Below are 19,918 nucleotides of genomic sequence, written 5' to 3'. Positions count from 1 at the left end.
TTCAAAATGAATTACCCGCTTTTTAACAATCAACCAAATAAATTTTTATTGAACATCTATAATACCTACCACTTCATAAGCTCTAGTACCATTGTATTGTATTTTTTCGTATAAAATGTTTGCGTATTCGTAATACGTTAAACCATCAATAACTACTTTCTCATAATCATTTGGTAATTCGTACACAATAGTACCTATTTCTGGTTCAACTACTTCATACACATTGTTAACTTGTATATAAAATATACCTTGTGCATTATAATAGTTGCGGTTGTTAAACTGTATTCTTCTATAATTTGCTGGTAATACACTTACTCTAAATCCAATTTTAGGTGCAATTGCAATATAGCGTCCTCTAGATTGTGTATAATACTTATTATTGGCATAATAGTAATTTTGCCCATTATGTTTTATAACTGTTCTATTTGGTACTGTTCTTACTGAAATTACCTTTTTTGTAGGTTTTTTATAAGTTACTTTTGTACTTGGTATTCTTTTACTTGTAGTTGTTCTTTTAACCGTAGTTGTTTTTACAGTTTTACTTGTTGTACTACTTCTACGTGACTGTGCTGTAGCCTGAGTTGTTAAAGCTACCATAAATAATGATGCTAAAACATATGCTTTAATATGCGTTTTCATAATTTTTAATTTTTTTAGATTAAACCTCTATTCTTGTTATTAATATTAAGACTCGCTTTTTTATTAATAGTTTAAAGGTATTTATATAAATAGTCTAAAAAAAAGTTAATAGATGCTCTCTACTATTGTATCTATAAATAGGCGTATTGTATAGAAGTTGCATAATTTAAGATAGGAATTACACAAAAAAAAAGGCTGTTTAAAAAGTAATGAAATCCGTAATTCTGAATTTATTTCAGAATTTCATCATACTGATAATCAATCATTATGAGAACCTGAATCAAGTTCAGGTTGACGAATTTTTCACTTTTAAAACAGCCTCCTTAATTTACTTGAAAGTTATTATTTTAATAAACTAAGTAAACCTGTTAATTCTGTTAGGTTTAAACTTGAACTTTTGTCAGTATCTAGTACACCAAAATTTTCAGCTACAGATCCAATAGCTTCTGTAGTACTAATAGCTTCATCTTTATTACTATCTAATAAAGTAAAAAGTGTTGAAATTTGCTGAACAGTAGAATTAGAACTTAAAGAACTTAACAATGTTGCTGCACTTGAAATATTAGATGTGTTTACATTTTTTACACTATCACAGCTAAACATTGTAAGTGCTAATACTAAAGGTAATACGATTCTTTTCATAATATAAATTTATTTTTTAATGAAGCGGCAAATGTACTACATTACTAGTATAAAAAAAATGGAATAGACAAACTTTAATAATTTACCTTTTAAAGCGTTAAATTTATAGATGAAATTAACCTAGTCTAATAAAAATTAACGCTCTAAAACTACAAATTGGTTTAAAGCTTCCATAGCTTCACAGCCATAAACTACCGAAGGTCCACCTCCCATAAGAATAGCAACTCCAATAGTTTCCATAACTTCTTCGGCACTTGCACCAGCATTTAACGCATCGTGTACGTGGCATACAATACAGCCTTCGCATCTAATAGTAATTGCAATACCTAAGGCTATAAGTTCTTTAGTTTTAGATGATAGCGCACCATCCTCACAACTTGCGGTGTGCATTTTACTAAAACCTTCCATAATATTAGGGATTTTTGCGCCCATTTCTCCCATTAATTTAGAGAGATCGTTGTAGTGTTTTGAATAATCTTTAGTCATATCTAAACTATTTAAAACGTTAATAAAGAAACTGTATTTGTTTTAAAAAATATCTAAAACAAGCTGTTACTCAAATATATTAAATATTAAGATATAATTAGTTGATTTAAATCAGTTTTTTTTATTTTTTGTACTGATATTCAATATTTTAATTAAACACAACTAAGTTAATGAATTGTTATTTACAAACGCTAAGAACTTTGGCTTGTATTGTTCTGAAACTGTAATACGTTGTTTGTTAATAATAATTTGACTACGCTCTATTTCTTCAATATTTTTTAAAGAAACAATAAATGATCTATGTACGCGCATAAATTGTGTTTCAGGGAGTTCTTTTTGTAACGATTTTAAGCTCATTAAGGTTAAAATTGGCTTTGGATTGTCTTTTAACCATATTTTAATATAATCTTTTAATCCTTCAAAATACAATACATCTGTAAGTTTAATACGCAGTTGTTTGTATTCAGATTTTACAAAAAGGAATTCTTTTTTTGAAGATACTATTTTTTGCTGTTTTTCTTTTACCAATGAAAACCATTTATTTGCTTTGTTAGCTGCAGCTAAAAACTCGGCATAATCAAAAGGTTTTAATAAATAATCTAAAGCTTCAACTTTTATTCCTTCTAAAGCATATTGATCAAATGCAGTAGTAAAAATTACGCGTGTATTTTCGGGTAACATTTTAGAAAATTCAATTCCTGTTAAATCAGGCATTTGTATGTCTAAAAACAATAAATCTACAGGTTCAGATTTTATAAACTCCATAGCTTCAATAGCATTACTACACTTTTTTTTAAGTGTTAAAAAGGGTGTTTTTTCTACATAGCTTTCAACTAAATTAAGTGCCATAGGTTCATCATCAACAATAACACAGGTTATTTTAATACTATTCATTTTACATTGTTTCTATCTCCAAATGTACTAAAAAAAGATTATTTTCAACAGATGTTTTAAAGCTGTATTTACCAGCATATAAAAGTTTTAAGCGTTTTTCTAAGTTTTGCAATCCAATACCAGAACCACTTTTATCGTTTATTTTTTTAGGGAAATTATTATTTTCAACCGTAAAAAGTACGGTTTTATCTTTACAAGTCATTTGTATATTTATACTACTATCTTTACTTGCAGAAACTCCATGTTTAAAGGCATTTTCTATTAATGATATAAATAATAATGGCGCAATTTTAATTCCTGATTCTTTTGAAGGAAAATTATAATTAACAACTGTTTTGTCTGAAACCCGTAACTTCATTAAATCAATATATTTTTTCATAAAATCAATTTCTTTTGAAAGCGGAACTAATTCCATATTGGTTTCATATAACATATAACGCATTAACTTGCTTAAACTATGAATAGATTTTTTTGCTTGATCTGGCGAAATATCTACCAAAGAGTAAATATTATTTAATGAGTTAAAAAAGAAATGCGGTTGTAATTGATAATGTAAATGTTGTAATTCTGATTGTAACTTTATATTATCTGCTTCTTTGCGTTTAGCTTCTGTTTCAGCCCAGCGCTTTGTAGTTTTAATGGCTACTGAAAATAATAAAGGAGCCATATAAGATAACATTTGAACATATATAGTCATTTTAAAAGGCGGACCAGCGTCATCTGTACTACCTCTTTTTCTAATAATATCAACAAATAATTGGTTTTCAATTTGCTCTTTTAATAGAATAAATATTGTTATCATAAGTATATTAATAAGAACAAAAAACAAGGTTTTTTTTGCAAACAAAAACCGATCTATAAGTACAAAGTAATTTAGATAAAAAATAATGGCATAAAACAATATTGGAATCCAGAAATGTGCAATTATTCTATTGATATTTTGCTCTTGACCATACGATAAAATATAAGGGATACTAAACAGTACTAGCCATACAAGTAAGTGAGAAAAGATTGTTATTTTTATATTTTTATCCATGCTGTTTAATTTTATAGCGTATTTAATAAAAATGCACAACGGGTAATACCTGTTTTTAAATACATTTCAAAAGTAAAACTTTTTACCATTTTAGTGTTATATAATAGATAATATACACTATTAACTATACCAACTACGGCATTTTATCGATTGTAATTTACATAAAAAGTATTAAAAATTACCATACTACTGCTACTGTTATACATTGTGTATTAAATGGGTTTACTCCCCTTTTTCTCCTAAAAATTTCCATTTTAAAAAAATAACCCCTGCTATTTACCGAAGGATTCTCGAATAAAACCAGAACAAAAACCCTTAAAATAACTGTTTTAGTGTCATTACCATTCAGTAGCTATCATAAAAAGGCTATAGTAGTCTAAAAATGGCATTTTGTTTTATAAGCATTCAAAAACTTTCAATTTATTTCAATACGTGTCAGTATGTTTCAAGAGTTTGTTTGTTAAGGGTTTAGCATTTAGATTTGGAATTTATTAATTAAAAACACATATTATTATGGCAACATTCGAAAAAGGAATTTTAGGCGGATTTTCTGGTAAAGTAGGTAACGTAGTAGGCTCTCGTTGGCGTGGAAAAAACATAATGCGAAGTTTACCACAACGCGGTAACTATACACCTTCTGTAAAACAAGAAGAACAACGCGAAAAATTTAAAACCGTTATTAGTTTTTTAAGTCCTATTGTAGGGGTATTAAGTAATTATTTTGGAAACCCACAAGGCGATAAATCGCGTGCAAATTTAGCAACTTCTTACCATCTAAAAAATGCAGTAGTTAGCACTCCCCTAGGTATGGTAATGGATTATGCTAAAGTTTTAATAAGCAAAGGCGATTTACGAGGTTTAGATACTGGTACTCTTACGGCAGGTGCTAGTCAAGCACTTGTTTTTGGGTGGCAAGATAATAGCGGACAAGGTAAGGCTACTGGAACAGATCAACTTATGGTAGTGGCATATGCCCCCGATCTTAATTTATTTTATACCAATTTAGCAGTTGCTACAAGAGATGCCACAACAGCAACGGTAACTTTACCCGATTATATGGCTGGATTAGAAGTTGAGGTTTGGGCATCTTTTAGTAAGCCAGATACCAATTTTGCAGCTATAAGTACCTATTTAGGTAGTGTAACGGTAGTGTAAATATTGTAGTTGTAAAAAAGCTGATTAAGGCGCATAAATGTATTATTATATTGCTATAATACATTTATGCGTTTTGCTTTTTTGTATGCTATACTAAATACAACTGTATTGCAATAATTAAAGCTAAAACAGACACTTTAAAAAGTATATAAATCGGTTATTTTAAACTTGCTTTAGAATCTTATTTTAAAAATTTGCAATTAATTTAATAAGCTAAAATAAATTTAGATTAATTAAAATTTTATTTTTTAAACAGTCTTTTATGTTTTAGGTACTAAGTATTAAATTGTAATTTAGAGTATAAGTAATTTATTAAAAAAGTAATATAAACTACTTTTGTTTTACATTTTTTATTGCCCGGTGCATTAACATTTTGTTTAATAAGTGTTTTGGGTACATAGGAATATGACCTAATTTAAAATTAGGAATGCGTTGTTGCTTTCTTAACCTGTATATAGTACTACGACTTACATTTAAATGTGCCATGGCCTCTTCTGTGGTTAGCCATACTTCATTTTCTAATAAATGGGCATCAAATTCTAAATATGGATGTTGGTTTTCTGGGGTTTGTTTTTTATTATCTTTTTTCATAATAACTTATTTTTTTAGTTAATAGATACAGCTCTGAAATAGAGTTGTTTATAAACGAATATAGTACTTTTTTTTTAATTATAAAATCTTGTTAAAAATAGGGACTAAATTATTGTTAGGTAAATATATACTTAATTGTTGTTTAAAAATAAATTTAGTTTTAGTATATTTTTAGCTTAAAAAGCTACTAATTTATAAAATAGTATAAGTTAAATACGGTGTATAGATAATTAATAAAAAATATAAAAACTACGTTTATCCCGTGTTTTTTTAGGGTAAAACAGTTATATTTGTTATTATATAATGAGTTGTGGTTAATACCGAAAACCAAGAAACCGAGTGAATAAAACAGTATTTGAAATTACCAAAATGGACTGTCCTTCAGAGGAAAATCTAATCCGAATGAAATTGGACGGAATTTCAAGTATTGCGAATTTAGACTTTGACATTCCGAATCGAAAATTGACCGTTTTTCACAGCGGAGAAATTGACCAAATCGAAAAGTCCGTTATCGAACTGAATTTAGGCGGAAAAAAAATCTCGACTGAACAAACCGACCAAACGAAATTTAAAGAAAATGCAAACCAAAAAAAGCTTCTTTGGTCTGTACTTGCAATAAATTTTGCCTTTTTCATTATCGAAATGACAACAGGAATTATCTCAAAATCTATGGGACTTGTTGCTGATAGTTTAGATATGCTTGCAGACAGTTTTGTTTACGGAATTAGTTTGTTTGCGGTTGGCGGAACTGTGATAAAGAAAAAACGGATTGCGAAGCTTGCTGGATATTTTCAAATTACACTTGCTATTATTGGATTTATGGAAGTTTTAAGAAGATTTTTCGGAGACGAGAAACTTCCTAATTTTTCGACAATGATTATCGTTTCGATTTTTGCACTTATAGCAAACGGAATTTGCCTTTATATTTTACAAAAGTCAAAAAGTAAAGAAGAAGCTCATATGAAAGCGAGTATGATTTTTACTTCAAATGATGTGATTATTAATTTAGGTGTAATTATCGCAGGAGTTTTAGTAAATTGGTTGAGTTCAAGTAAACCTGATTTGATTATCGGAACAATCGTTTTTATTTTGGTAATTCAAGGTGCATTTAGAATATTGAAATTAAGTAAATAAAATAAGTACTAACCACAACAACTAAGCATTCGGCGTGCCGATAGGCTAACGCTGAATGCTTAGTTGACTAATTGTATTCGGATTAATTTAGGTTAATTTTCTGTTTCTATGGGGATTTCGATACTAATTGAGAAGCTAATTAAAAAAAGTATTGAAGTATTTTACTTTTTTTGGTGATTTTTGGGTAGTTATTAAATATTAAACTTACCTAAATAAGTTATGTTATTTTTATTTAATAATTAACTTCCGCCTTTTAGGTTGATAAGTGCAGCACTTGGTATATTTTATTGCTTGCTTATCCCCTACTTATAAAAACACCTTCGTTTTTTTGGTCTGTAATTATTTACTAAATTTAGTGCTTAAAACACGCCGTAAAACATATATAAATACGTTGTGTGTAATAACATTAGAGCGTAATTGAGATTAATTTAAAAATATAAAAACTACGTTTATCCCGTGTTTTTTTAGGGTAAAACAGTTATATTTGTTATTATATAACGAGTTGTACACAAGCTCTGAAAAGCCAACCGCACAGTCAAGCACATTTCATTTTGCTCGTGCCTCACAAAATAAAAAGAGCTTGCCTTTTCCATACGCTCACCCAAACCGAATGATTATTTTAATACTCATTTAGTGAGATATTTAATAATTCTTCTTACATTAGTAAACTGAATTAAATAATTCAATTATGAACCGAATTAAAGAGGTTTTAGAACAAAAAGGAATTAAACAAAAGTGGTTAGCTGAACAAATGGGAAAGAGTTATAATATGGTAAACTCTTACGCCCAAAACAGACGACAACCGAGTTTGGAAGACTTATACAAGATTGCGGAAATTCTAAACATAGAAGCAAAAGAATTACTAGTGCCAATAAAAGAATTGAATTGAGGACAGAAATAGACATATTAGAAAATGAAATCTTAGAAAAATATCCAGAAGTATTGGATATTCTTTTGCGAGACCAAACGACTCAAAAAAACATTATTTGGGCAACGAGTAATTATGAACATCTTGGAGAATCATATTTAGAAATCAAACAGATTAAGTCCGAACTCATTACAGGCATTAACGGTGATGTGATAATGCCAAGGGTTCAAAAAGACCAAATATTACAACAGTCTAGGGTTAAGAATATGGCTGAAGTCTTTACGCCATCTTGGATTTGTAATGCTCAAAACAACTTGATAGATAATGCTTGGTTTGAGCGAAAAGATGTTTTCAACAAAGAAATCCCAAATGAAAAAAAATGGAAAACAAATCAAGCAAAAATTGAATTTCCTAAAAATAAATCTTGGCAAGATTATATAAATGACAAACGACTTGAAATTTCTTGTGGTGAAGCACCATACATAACAAACCGATACGACACAACAACAGGAGAATTCATAGAAATTGAAAATAGAATTGGTTTACTTGATAGAAAACTCAGAATAATAAATGAAAATGTTGATGAATCAAATGAATGGCTTGAGGCAACTAAATCAGCTTATAAAAACACATATGCTTATGAGTGGCAAGGAGACAGTTTATTGTTAGCTAGAGAATCAATGCTATTTACATTCATAGAAAATTACAAATCTAAATTTGAAAAAGAGCCTTTACTTAAATCAATACAAACTATAGCAGAAATAATTTCTTTGAATGTTTGGCAAATGGACGGATTAAAAGGCGTAATTCCTTTCTCTTGTGGAGAAATAAAAACCAAAACAGTTAACCTATTTGGAGAAGAGGAAACCGATAATTCATTTTGCAAAGGTTGTCTTAATGGTAATATTTTCGAACATAATGGAACTTACTGTATGATAATGGATTGGCCAAACACAGGATTAAAAGGAAAAAAAATAAGATTTATAGACCTTCTTCAAAATAAACATCAATCAATAAATGGCAAATAATAATCAGCTTGACATACAACTTTTAGAAAATTTAATTATTGGAAGAGTTGAGCCTCACATCTATGCTTTTACAACAGAAACAGTCCCTAATTATTTAAAAGTTGGTGACACATATAGACCTATTGAGCAAAGACTTAATGAATGGAGAAAGCATTTTCCAGAACTTGAAAAGAAGTATCAAAAGGTTGCCAAAGTTGATGAAGAAACATTTTTTAGAGACTTTGCAGTACATAAATTTTTAGAATCCGAAATCCATAAAACTAGGTTGCTACCAGATTCATTAGAATCAATTCCTTATTACTCTAACGAATTCTTTAAAGATACTGAAGTAGAAGAACTAGATGATGCAATTGCAGATATTCAAGAAACTTATCAGAATAATGACACAAAATATCAATTTTATAAGTTTGAAGATAGTCACATACCAATAGTTCACACATACAAAAGAACCGAAAGTTACGACCCAAGACCAAATCAAGATGAAACCATTAAGAGATTTAAAGAAGCAATAAAAAAAGGTAGAACAAACCTATTAATGTATGCAGTAATGCGATTTGGTAAATCGTTTACTTCAATGTGCTGTGCTGTTGCAATGGATGCAAAAATAGTTTTAATCGTTTCCGCTAAAGCTGATGTAAGAGAAGAATGGAAGAAAACAGTTGAAAGTCATATCAAATTTGATGGTTTTAGTTTTTTAGATAGTAATTCACTTTTAGAAAGCGGAACAATCATAAAAGATAAACTGAAAGCTAACGAAAAAATTGCCTTATTTCTTACACTTCAAGACTTACAAGGAGATGACATAAAATCCAAACATAAGGAAGTGTTTGAAAATCAAATTGACCTTTTACTAATAGATGAAACTCATTTTGGTGCAAGAGCTTTAGAATATGGTAAGGTTTTAAAAGAGTTAAAGAGTAAAAAAGAACTAAAAAGCGAAACCAAACTTAATGATGAAACTTTAGACAACTTAGACGAAACAACTAAGACAATTAACTCGAAAATTCGAATCCATTTATCGGGAACACCATATCGTATCTTGATGAATAGTGAATTTACAACTGATGATATTATTGCATTTTATCAGTTCACTAATATTGCTGATGACCAACAAAATTGGGATAATGAATACTTAACCAAAGACGACACAAAAGAATGGGAAAACCCTTACTATGGTTTTCCTCAAATGATTCGATTTGCTTTCAACCCAAACGAGTCATCTAGACAAAAAATGGAAGAACTGAAAAAATTGGGTATTACTTACGCTTTTTCAGAGTTGTTCAGACCAAAATCCATTCTAAAAGACACAAAAACCGAACTACATAAAAAGTTCGTTCACGAACAAGAAATTGTTGACTTGCTTAATGTTATAGATGGCACAAAAAATGACGATAACTTATTGAGCTTTCTCGATTATGACAAACTGAAAGAAGGTAAAATGTGTCGTCACATTGTTTGTGTTCTTCCCTATCGTGCTTCTTGTGACGCATTTGAAAGCTTAATTAAATCAAATGAGTTTAAAAATCTTAGCTCGTACGAGGTAATTAATATTTCTGGAGTTGAAAATGAAAAGATATTTAAAGATACGCAATCAGTAAAATCTAAAATTGAAAAATGTGAAAGTGAAAACAAGAAAACAATCACTTTGACAGTAAACAGAATGCTAACTGGTAGTACAGTTCCGCAATGGGATACTATGCTATATTTAAAAGATACTGCTTCACCTCAAGAATACGACCAAGCTATTTTTAGACTTCAAAGTCAATTTATAAAGACTTACAAAGAACCTAATGGAGATTCTGTTAAATACAATATGAAGCCTCAAACATTGTTGGTTGACTTTAATCCAAACAGAATGTTCCAAATGCAGGAGCATAAATCACAGATTTACAATGTAAATGTAGAATCCAATGGAAATTCAAGATTAGGAGAACGAATAGAAAAAGAACTTCAAGTTTCACCAATAATAGTAATCAATAACAAAAAAATGGTTCAAGTTGAACCAACAGATATTTTAAATGCAGTTCGTCAATATTCAAGTGAAAGAAGTGTGTTAGACGAAGCCACCTCAATTTCAATAGATTATTCGCTTTTAAGTATTGAAGAAATAAAAGCAGTTATTGACAGACAAGGTAAAATAGGTTCAAGACAAGGTATTGAAATTAAACCTTCTGAAGGCGAAGGAGAAGACCTAGATACAGGTGACAAGCCTGATGGTGATGACACACCTGGAAAAGAGGACAAAGAAACAGAAACTTCAAAAGAAGATAAGGTAGACTACAAAGGAAAGTTTGCAATGTACTATGCAAGAATTCTTTTCTTTTCTTTTCTCACAAATTCAAAAGTTAAATCTCTGGAAGAAATTATTGAAGCCATAAATGATGTACAAGACAATCTTCGTATTGCGTCTAACTTAAGTTTAGAAACAGTGATACTTTCACTGTTTCAACAACACATCAATCCTTTTGTTTTAAGCGAGTTAGATTATAAAATTCAAAATATCAATTCGCTTGCAAATGACACAACTATTTCGCCTATCGAAAGAGCAAGCAATGCAATGAAAAAATTCAGTCGTTTATCAGACTCTGAGATTGTTACACCTGAAATCGTAACTGATAAAATCATTCAAACTTTACCAGAAGATACTATTAGTGATTCCACTTTAATATTAGACATTGCTTCAAAACAAGGTGAATTTGTTTACTCTTTTTATAAAAAGTTTGGTAAAAAGGTAGCGAACAATTTTTATTCAATACCAACATCAAAAATTGCTTATGAATTTACTAGAAAAGTCTATTCATTACTTGAGCTAAACATAGAAAATATAGAATCAAACTACACATCTTACGATTTAATTGAAGAAAACGATTTGATTGAAGATGAAACAATAAAAATTAACAACAACGATATGAAATTTAATGCAATTGTTGGAAATCCACCATATCAGCAAACAATTAGTGACAACTCAAAAAACAAATCATTAAGTAGACAAATATTTCCTGATTTTATAAAAATTTGTGTTGGTCTAAACCCACACTATCTATCTCTTGTAACACCTTCAAGATGGTTCACAGGAGATGCTCAGGATAAATCTTTTTTGCGATTGCGAGAATTTTTTCAAGAAAACAACCATATACAGAGCATAGTCAACATACCAATTTCAAGTTCTGTTTTTCCCGCAGTTGAAATAAGTGGTGGTATAAACTATTTTGTTTACAATCCGAATCACAATGGTAATATAGAATTCACTGAGTATTATGATGAAGAAAATTCGCAAACTTTTACAAGACCGCTATTTGAAGAAGGACTAGATATTATTCTAAGTAGTGGTTTTAGTCATAATATCATAAGTAAAGTAAAAAATGAAGGTTTCGAATCAATAACAGCCTTAACGAAAGGTCGTAACGCTTTTGGCATTTTAGGTAAAAATGCAAATGAGATTTCAAGTTCAACCTATCAAAATGGATATTACGAATTAAGATGTAAGCACGAAGAAATTAGATATGTTGATAGCGAACTCATTACTAAAAATAAAGAGATTGCCGATAAATGGAAGATTTTTATATCCAAAAGTAATGGTGCAGCAGGCTTACTAACTGACAACAAAGAAGTATCAATTTTAGGCAAACCTTACTTAGCAAAACCAAAGTCGGCTTGTACTGATTCTCTAATCCCAATTGGAAATTTTGAAACTGAATTTGAAGCAAAAGCCTTAGAATCTTATATTAAAACAAAGTTTTTAAGATATATGGTTGGCATATTAAAAACTTCACAGAATATACTTCAAAATGTATATCAATTTGTTCCCATTCAAGATTTCACGCCTGAATCGGATATTGATTGGACTAAATCCATTGAAGAAATTGATAAACAACTTTACGAAAAGTATAAACTGAACTATGAAGAAGCTAAATTCATTGAAGAAATAATAAAACCGATGTAAGCCAACGCTAAAAGCCATACACATTTGCAATTCGCTACAGCCAACACACAAGCCAAAAATTGCAAAAGAGTATGTCTTTGCCTACGCTGAATGACAATCTGAACGGAATAAAGCCAGTGTACAACAACTAAGCATTCGGCGTGCCGATAGGCTAACGCTGAATGATATGTTGACTAATCGAGATACGCGTTATTGAATTAGTTATGGGGATATAGAGGCTACTTGAACAACTAAGCATTCGGCGTGCCGATAGGCTAACGCTGAATGATATGTTGACTAATCGAGATACACGTTATTAATTTAGATATGGGGATATAGAGGCTACTTGTGTAGTAATTATAAAAAATGTAGTGTAGCTTTTTACTTTTTTTGGTGATTTTTGGGTAGTTATTAAATTTTAAGATTATTTAAGTAAGTTATGTTATTTTTATTTAATAATTTTTTTGGTTAATAAGTGCAGCACTTGGTATATTTTATTGCTTGCTTATCCCCCTACTTATAAAAACACCTTCGTTTTTTTGGGTCTGTAATTATTTACTAAATTTAGTACTTAAAACACGCCGTAAAACATATATAAATACGTTGTGTGTAATAACATTAGAACGAAATTGAGATTAATTTAAAAATATAAAAACTACATTTATCCCGTGTTTTTTTTTAGGGTAAAACAGTTATATTTGTTATTATATAACGAGTTGTAAGTAATGCCGAAAAACCCAGAAACCGAGTGAATAAAACGATATTTGAAATTACCAAAATGGACTGTCCTTCAGAGGAAAATCTAATCCGAATGAAATTGGACGGAATTTCGAGCATTGCAAATTTGGAATTTGATATTCCGAACCGAAAATTGACCGTTTTTCACAGCGGAGAAATTGACCAAATCGAAAAGTCCGTAATCGAATTGAATTTAGGCGGAAAGAAAATCTCAACTAAAAAAACCGACCAAACGGAATTTAAAGAAAACGAAAATCAAAAAAAACTTCTTTGGTCTGTACTTATCATAAATTTTGCGTTTTTCATAATCGAAATGACAACAGGAATTATCTCAAAATCTATGGGACTTGTTGCCGACAGTTTAGATATGCTTGCGGACAGTTTTGTGTACGGAATTAGTTTATTTGCGGTTGGCGGAACAGTAATAAAGAAAAAACGGATTGCCAAACTTGCTGGATATTTTCAAATAACACTTGCGATTATTGGATTTGTAGAAGTTTTAAGAAGATTTTTCGGAGACGAGAAACTTCCCGATTTTTCGACAATGATTATCGTTTCGATTTTTGCACTTATCGCAAACGGAATTTGTCTTTACATTTTGCAAAAGTCAAAAAGCAAAGAAGAAGCACATATGAAGGCGAGTATGATTTTCACTTCGAATGACGTGATTATCAATTTGGGAGTAATAATTGCAGGAATTTTAGTGCATTATTTGAGTTCTAATAAACCTGATTTGATTATCGGAACAATTGTTTTTGCGTTGGTAATTCAAGGAGCATTTCGGATTTTGAAATTAAGTAAGTGAATGAAAAAAGCACTACTTACAACAACTAAGCATTCGGCGTGCCGATAGGCTAACGCTGAATGATATGTTGACTAATCGTATTTGGATTAATTTAGATTAATTTTCTGTTTCTATGGGGATTTCGATACTAATTGAGAAGCTAATTAAAAAAAGTATTGAAGTATTTTACTTTTTTTTGGTGATTTTTGGGTAGTTATTAATTTTTAAACTTACCTAAATAAATTATGCTATTTTTATTTAATAATTTTTTTGGTTAATAAGTACAGCACTTGGTATATTTTATTGCTTGCTTATCCCCTACTTATAAAAACACCTTCGTTTTTTTGGTCTGTAATTATTTACTAAATTTAGTGCTTAAAACACGCCGTAAAACATATATAAATACGTTGTGTGTAATAACATTAGAGTGTAATTGAGATTAATTTAAAAATATAAAAACTACGTTTATCCCGTGTTTTTTTAGGGTAAAACAGTTATATTTGTTATTATATAACGAGTTGGCGGTAATTTGAAGAAACAATTAACAACGAAAAACATTCAAAAAAATGAAGCTATAAGTAACTGTAAGATAGAATAAGAATTGAAATATCCTTTAATACGCAAAGTAGAAAGGGCGATTGTTAATATTAAAAAATTAGAAAATGACACAGTTACAAATGATTGACAAAACAAAGTCAATAGCTCAAAATGATAAAAATATTTCTGCCGTATTTATGTACGGGTCATTTACCAAAAATGAAGGGGACAAATATTCAGATATTGAATTCTACATCTTCTTGAAGGATAAAGAAAAATTTTCCGCTGAAAATTGGGTAAGCCAAATTCATCCTTTGGCATTATATTTTACCAACGAGTATGGAAGTGAAGTTGCCATTTTTGAAAATATGATAAGGGGGGAGTTTCATTTTTTGACAAACGACCAAATGGAAGTTATCAAATCGTGGGACGGTTTGGTAGAGTTTAGCGACTTTGACAAGATGATTTTAGTAGATAAAGAAGATTTATTGACTAACACGCTCAAAGAAATAAAAACTAAAGTACCTGATCGAACAACAAATGAAAATATCCTGTGGTTGAGCCAATCATTGTTGAATGTTTTACTTACAACAAGCAACTTAATTAAACGACAGGAATTTGCTCACGCATACCAAAGCTTATCAAATGTTCAAAAATATTTACTTTGGTTAATAAGAATTGAAACATACCAAACCAAACATTGGGAAAGTCCAACAAAAAGCTTGGAAAAAGACATAGATCCATATTGGTATTTGTTATTTCAGCAGACAACATCAGAATTAGATCCGACAGATATTAAAACAGCTTTCAAGAAGACATTAACATTGACTGAAAAACTTTTTGATAATCTTGGAGTTGAAGCAAAATTAAAGGGGGTATTAAGGAGAATTGAATAAAAAAACTACCGCCAACATTGTATAAGCGTAATGCGGGCGAAGTGGCTTAAAATTTGGTATTTTGGCATCTATCAAAGTTCGTGCTAGCGGACAGTGTATTGCTCCGAAAACCCGCACTACGCTTATACTTGACCGTTGTGCATAAGTGAAGAAAATGGAAAACAAACCAGATATACTAATTGATTTTAACGAAATTCTTCCAGAAGAATTAATATCCGAAGAAATAACTGAAATCTCTGAATGCGGTGCTAATGTTAAAATTAATAAGCACGAAAATAGTGTATGGAATGCTCTTGAATGGACAATTCCGACATTAATTATTGGCTATATTTTAAAACCATATTTTGAAACATTTTTAAAAGAAGCTGGAAAAGAACATTACAAAATATTGAGCGAAAAAATTAAGCCTTTATTGAAAAAAGGAAAATCCTTCGAAACCAAATTACTGACAGCATCACAATCAACTGAAAAACTCAGTAAAACATACAATCAATCTCACTCAATATCTATAATAGTAGAAACAAAAAGCGGTAGACTAATAAAACTATTGTTTGACAACGATTTAAGTTTAACAGATTGGGAAGAAGCTATCGATGAGCTATTTGATTTTGTTATTGAAAATTATGAAAGTCCGAACGAAAATAGGATTGAAAAGTTAACGGAAGGATTTAAGGAACATCCTAATTTCAAATACTATGCAGTAATTAATCAAGAAACCAAGAGGATTGAGTTTTTTGATGATAACAAACTAATGATTAAAACACGAAACAAGAAATAACACCTATGCACAACAACTAAGCATTCGGCGTGCCGATAGGCTAACGCTGAATGATATGTTGAATAATCGTATTCAGGTTAATTTAGATTAATTTTCTGTTTCTATGGGGATTTCTATACTAATTGAGAAGCTAATTAAAAAAAGTATTGAAGTATTTTACTTTTTTTGGTGATTTTTGGGCAGTTATTAAATTTTAAGATTATTTAAGTAAGTTATGTTATTTTTATTTAATAATTAGCTTCCGCCTTTTTGGGTTGATAAGTGCAACACTTGGTATATTTTATTGCTTGCTTATCCCCTACTTATAAAAACACCTTCGTTTTTTTGGTCTGTAATTATTTACTAAATTTAGTGCTTAAAACACGCCGTAAAACATATATAAATACGTTGTGTGTAATAACATTAGAGCGTAATTGAGATTAATTTAAAAATATAAAAACTACGTTTATCCCGTGTTTTTTTAGGGTAAAACAGTTATATTTGTTATTATATAACGAGTTGCCAGTAATTTGAAAACCAACCAATAATGTCAGTAAGTAGCTATAGAAATAAAGTCAGCCAACTAAATTCTCAAATTGCGGATTTAATGAAAAAGCAGGTTGCTGAAAGAAAAAAGGAAGTTGATTTGAATTCTAAAATCAATGATTTATCTAAAAGAGCTTTTTCATCAAAAAATCTTTCTACAGTCCAAAGTTATCAAAGACAAATAGACAGTAAATCAAAGGAGTTAATACGCGTAAGTGCTAAAGTTGCTGACTTTGAAAAAAAGCTAGCTGATAAACGAAAAGAATTGTCTCGAAATCAAGATTATTTGACAAAAGCTGTTGATAATGAAACCAAAAAGAGACAAAGTCAGGAATTGAATTTTTTAAAGGAAAAAGAGAGAATTAACCGTTCAGAATTGAGCAATATTCGGAATCTAAACTCTGAAATTCAACGTCAACAGAATATATTTGACAACTACCAAGTTCCAGAAAGTGAATTAACAGATGACGATGTTGACTATTCTCTAAAAGAACTTACAGAACTTCACGACCGAATTAACTCTGTTTTGGAAAAGCTTGAGAAACTTGGTTTTGGACAAGAAATAATATTTGAGGAAATTGAGCAATTAAAAGGGAAAAGCAAAAAAATCAGTAAAAAAGATTTGAAAATGATGCTTATTGGAAAAATTGTAAGCTTTGGAATGGGAAAAATTGACACAGAATTAGCAGCTCAAATATTTGAAGAAATTACGAATGTGGATTTAACTAAACTAATTGAATAAAAACTACTGGCAACAAAGTACTGTGGTAAAAAACAAGTAAAAATGTATTAATTTTTCATTAAAGTACTTTTATAGTTTCCATCATATATTAATCCTGATTTTGCAATAGCAAAAGCCTGTTTTAGTAGTTTATTACACACAGCTATTAATGCTAATTTTTTGCTCTTTCCTTTTGCTACTATTCGTTCATAAATTTCCTTACAAGCCTTGTTGTATTTGCAAGCATTAAAACTGCACATAAATAATAAATTTCGAAGCTTTTGATTTCCTATTTTACTAATCTTTGGTCGTCCATTTACACTGCTTCCACTTTTTCTAATCACAGGGGTTAGACCAGCATAACTACATAATTCGCTTCCGCTTGTGAAACGATCAAATCCGTCTGTTAAAACAACTAACATTAAAGCTGTTTTGTTTCCAATTCCAGGTATCGTTTTTAAGCGTGTTAAAACATCTTGGTGTACTTGCTTCACTAAAATCATCAGTTTATCTTCTACCATTTTTATTTCTTTCAGAAGCTGCTTTAAACTACGTTTTAGAGAACTCACAACCGCTTTACTTGGGTTTCCTAAAACAGTTTCTCCATGTAATTTATTTTTAAGCATAGTGCTTTGTTTTGTATACACAGAAAGGAGTCTAGTCATTTGAAGGCATTCTAATTGATGCTTAGAATTACCTTTTCATAGCTTTAATTTAACATGTTTGGCGTACTCACAAATTAACTTCGAATCGCTTTTATCTGTCTTGATTTTAGACAACTTCATCTGAATAAATCGTTTTACAAATAATGGATTCTCTACTGAAACTTTAATACCTTGTTACTGTAAATAATAGGCTAATTGATAATGATAATAACCAGTAGCTTCCATAACACAATGGCTATTAATATCTAGCAATTTTGTAAACTTTTTAAAGCCCGAAATACTATTTTTAAACTGGTAATAATTCCCAGAAGAATCTGTAACATCAAAAACTAAATGACTGATGTCAAGTCCAAAATATTTTATATCTTTATTCATAAGAAAATGTTTTTTGAAAGGACATACTACGCTAGTTTCAACGACTTAAAATCGAGGTCTAAAGCCTCATAGAACTGTACGAAATCTGTGTAGAAAAAAAGAGGGGATTTTCAATATTGACGAGATCTAAAGTCTCTCCGTATATAATAACCTTATTCCTCTCTTTTGTGCTTTCTGTTTATTTGTCTAATTTAATAAATTACAAACTTAAGCTGTATATAATTAATGGCTAGTCCTCACCTACTTACGAAAATCCTTGCGGATTTTCTATTCAGTTTTTATTTGCTAAATTAGGTGCTTAAACCACGCAACAAACCATATACAACAACGGTGGCCGTTAGTAGAATAAAAAAACATCGGAAATTATTTATATTAAAAAAAAAGATTTAACTCAAAAGTTTCTAATTTTATTTGTGTCTAACCTATATAAATGATGCAGCAATAAATGACAGATGAAGAATTAGTTTCAGGAATAATAGATGGAAATAAACTGTATTTTAAGATATTAGTTGATAAGTATCAATCTCTTGTTTTAAATACTTGCTTTCATTTTACACATAACAAAAACGATGCGGAAGATATTACACAAGAAGTTTTTATTAAAGTATATGAATCTATAAAAAATTTCAATTATCAATCTAAATTATCAACTTGGTTGTATAGAATTGCTGTAAATAAATCACTCAATTTTATTAGAGACAATAAAAAAAGAAATATTTTTAACAGTATTGACAACATATTTAATAAAAATACCAAATACGAACAACAAATAGAAGAGCCAACTTCAATAGAAGAAGAATCTGATTCTATTAAAATAAAACGGCTAAATATATTAAGAGAATCAATACAATTACTTCCCGAAAATCAAAAAATAGCTTTTATTCTTCATAAATATGAAGAGATTTCTTATCAAGAAATAGCCGAAATTATGAATGTGTCATTGGCTTCAGTAGAAGGACTTATTCATAGGGCTAAAATAAATGTTCAAAAAAATATTTTGAAAAAAATAAAATAAAGCAAAAGTTTATTCTATAAACGGTGTCAAATAAGTAAAAGCAACACAATGAAAACTCAATTATCAAATAATACATTATTGAAATTCTTTAACAAAGAACTTTCCCCTAAAGAAATGACACGGGTAGGCAGTATTATAAATAATTCAGAGAAATATAAGAGCAAAATAAATGAGTTAAAAGTGACTTACAGTTTAACTAATGAAAAGGAAAAATTAGAAGACAATCCATATTTATATATGGAAATTATGAATAAAATCACTGAAAATAAAGGTCCAAAAAGTAGTTATAACACATACTTTGTAAAAAGACTTTTTCAACCAATTATGGCAATATCTTTAATTTTATTAACGCTATATACAGGTTATAATATTGGCAATATAAACAACAAAACAACTAATGAATCTTCTACTTTTAGTAACAAATCAGAAATTTATTTCAACGAGTTACAACTTGAAAAGTTTGAAACCATTTTATTAATAAAAGAATAA

At 29.6% G+C, this 19,918-nt stretch carries 17 protein-coding genes and 1 pseudogene; 11 read left to right on the top strand and 7 right to left on the bottom strand.

Annotation, left to right across the window (positions count from 1 at the left end; all coding sequences use genetic code 11):
- Positions 1–45 precede the first annotated feature (45 nt).
- The 5 genes from MKD41_RS04020 to MKD41_RS04000 all read right to left on the bottom strand — a co-directional run bounded on the left by MKD41_RS04020 (position 46) and on the right by MKD41_RS04000 (position 3,697).
- Positions 46–639, bottom strand: coding sequence for a DUF6515 family protein (locus MKD41_RS04020; RefSeq protein ID WP_240244153.1), 594 nt, complete (start codon positions 637–639; stop codon positions 46–48).
- A gap of 342 nt (positions 640–981) precedes the next feature.
- Positions 982–1,281, bottom strand: a complete 300-nt coding sequence (locus tag MKD41_RS04015) for a hypothetical protein (protein WP_240244152.1) — start codon at positions 1,279–1,281, stop codon at positions 982–984.
- A 135-nt stretch (positions 1,282–1,416) separates the two neighbouring features.
- Entirely contained in the window at positions 1,417–1,767 is a 351-nt protein-coding gene (locus MKD41_RS04010; protein ID WP_240244151.1) for a carboxymuconolactone decarboxylase family protein, read from the bottom strand.
- Positions 1,768–1,929: 162 nt separating this feature from the next.
- Positions 1,930–2,661: a LytR/AlgR family response regulator transcription factor gene (locus MKD41_RS04005; protein WP_240244150.1), complete on the bottom strand. Its 732-nt coding sequence runs from the start codon at positions 2,659–2,661 to the stop codon at positions 1,930–1,932.
- Between the two features lies 1 nt (position 2,662).
- On the bottom strand, positions 2,663–3,697 hold the full coding sequence (locus MKD41_RS04000) for a sensor histidine kinase (protein ID WP_240244149.1): 1,035 nt from the start codon (positions 3,695–3,697) through the stop codon (positions 2,663–2,665).
- Positions 3,698–4,210: 513 nt separating this feature from the next.
- Here MKD41_RS04000 and MKD41_RS03995 point away from each other — a divergent pair.
- On the top strand, positions 4,211–4,852 hold the full coding sequence (locus MKD41_RS03995; RefSeq protein WP_240244148.1) for a DUF6266 family protein: 642 nt from the start codon (positions 4,211–4,213) through the stop codon (positions 4,850–4,852).
- Positions 4,853–5,182: 330 nt separating this feature from the next.
- On the opposite strand, the gene MKD41_RS03990 is transcribed toward MKD41_RS03995, so the two are convergent.
- Positions 5,183–5,443 carry a helix-turn-helix domain-containing protein gene (locus tag MKD41_RS03990; RefSeq protein WP_240244147.1) on the bottom strand — a complete coding sequence of 87 codons (261 nt, stop codon included), beginning with the start codon at positions 5,441–5,443 and terminating at the stop codon, positions 5,183–5,185.
- Between the two features lie 339 nt (positions 5,444–5,782).
- On the opposite strand from MKD41_RS03990, the gene MKD41_RS03985 reads away from it, so the two are divergent.
- From MKD41_RS03985 to MKD41_RS03950, 8 genes are all read left to right on the top strand, one after another.
- The gene (locus MKD41_RS03985) at positions 5,783–6,577 is read left to right on the top strand and encodes a cation transporter (RefSeq protein WP_240244146.1); all 795 of its coding nucleotides are present in this window, start codon (positions 5,783–5,785) and stop codon (positions 6,575–6,577) included.
- Between the two features lie 688 nt (positions 6,578–7,265).
- Complete coding sequence (locus MKD41_RS03980; protein WP_240244145.1) at positions 7,266–7,466, top strand: helix-turn-helix domain-containing protein; 201 nt, start codon at positions 7,266–7,268, stop codon at positions 7,464–7,466.
- Positions 7,463–8,473 (top strand): restriction endonuclease subunit M, encoded by a 1,011-nt coding sequence (locus MKD41_RS03975; RefSeq protein WP_240244144.1) that lies wholly within the window; start codon positions 7,463–7,465, stop codon positions 8,471–8,473. The genes MKD41_RS03980 and MKD41_RS03975 overlap by 4 nt, the downstream gene beginning before the upstream one ends.
- Positions 8,463–12,416: an Eco57I restriction-modification methylase domain-containing protein gene (locus MKD41_RS03970; protein WP_240244143.1), complete on the top strand. Its 3,954-nt coding sequence runs from the start codon at positions 8,463–8,465 to the stop codon at positions 12,414–12,416. The genes MKD41_RS03975 and MKD41_RS03970 overlap by 11 nt, the downstream gene beginning before the upstream one ends.
- Before the next feature lie 727 nt (positions 12,417–13,143).
- Positions 13,144–13,938 (top strand): cation transporter, encoded by a 795-nt coding sequence (locus MKD41_RS03965; RefSeq protein WP_240244142.1) that lies wholly within the window; start codon positions 13,144–13,146, stop codon positions 13,936–13,938.
- A 641-nt stretch (positions 13,939–14,579) separates the two neighbouring features.
- Positions 14,580–15,350: a lincosamide nucleotidyltransferase Lnu(I) gene (gene lnu(I), locus MKD41_RS03960; protein WP_240244141.1), complete on the top strand. Its 771-nt coding sequence runs from the start codon at positions 14,580–14,582 to the stop codon at positions 15,348–15,350.
- A gap of 154 nt (positions 15,351–15,504) precedes the next feature.
- Entirely contained in the window at positions 15,505–16,128 is a 624-nt protein-coding gene (locus MKD41_RS03955; protein ID WP_240244140.1) for a hypothetical protein, read from the top strand.
- A gap of 526 nt (positions 16,129–16,654) precedes the next feature.
- Positions 16,655–17,395, top strand: a complete 741-nt coding sequence (locus MKD41_RS03950) for a hypothetical protein (protein ID WP_240244139.1) — start codon at positions 16,655–16,657, stop codon at positions 17,393–17,395.
- A 47-nt stretch (positions 17,396–17,442) separates the two neighbouring features.
- On the opposite strand, the pseudogene MKD41_RS03945 reads toward MKD41_RS03950, so the two are convergent.
- Positions 17,443–18,414: pseudogene (locus MKD41_RS03945) on the bottom strand (IS110 family transposase).
- Between the two features lie 445 nt (positions 18,415–18,859).
- Between MKD41_RS03945 and MKD41_RS03940 the strand changes: the two are divergent.
- The gene (locus MKD41_RS03940; RefSeq protein WP_240244138.1) at positions 18,860–19,429 is read left to right on the top strand and encodes an RNA polymerase sigma factor; all 570 of its coding nucleotides are present in this window, start codon (positions 18,860–18,862) and stop codon (positions 19,427–19,429) included.
- 48 nt (positions 19,430–19,477) lie between these two features.
- Complete coding sequence (locus MKD41_RS03935) at positions 19,478–19,918, top strand: hypothetical protein (RefSeq protein WP_240244137.1); 441 nt, start codon at positions 19,478–19,480, stop codon at positions 19,916–19,918.

This window comes from Lutibacter sp. A64, from assembly GCF_022429565.1.
Taxonomy (GTDB): domain Bacteria; phylum Bacteroidota; class Bacteroidia; order Flavobacteriales; family Flavobacteriaceae; genus Lutibacter.
This window is presented reverse-complemented; position numbering and strand designations above follow the sequence as displayed.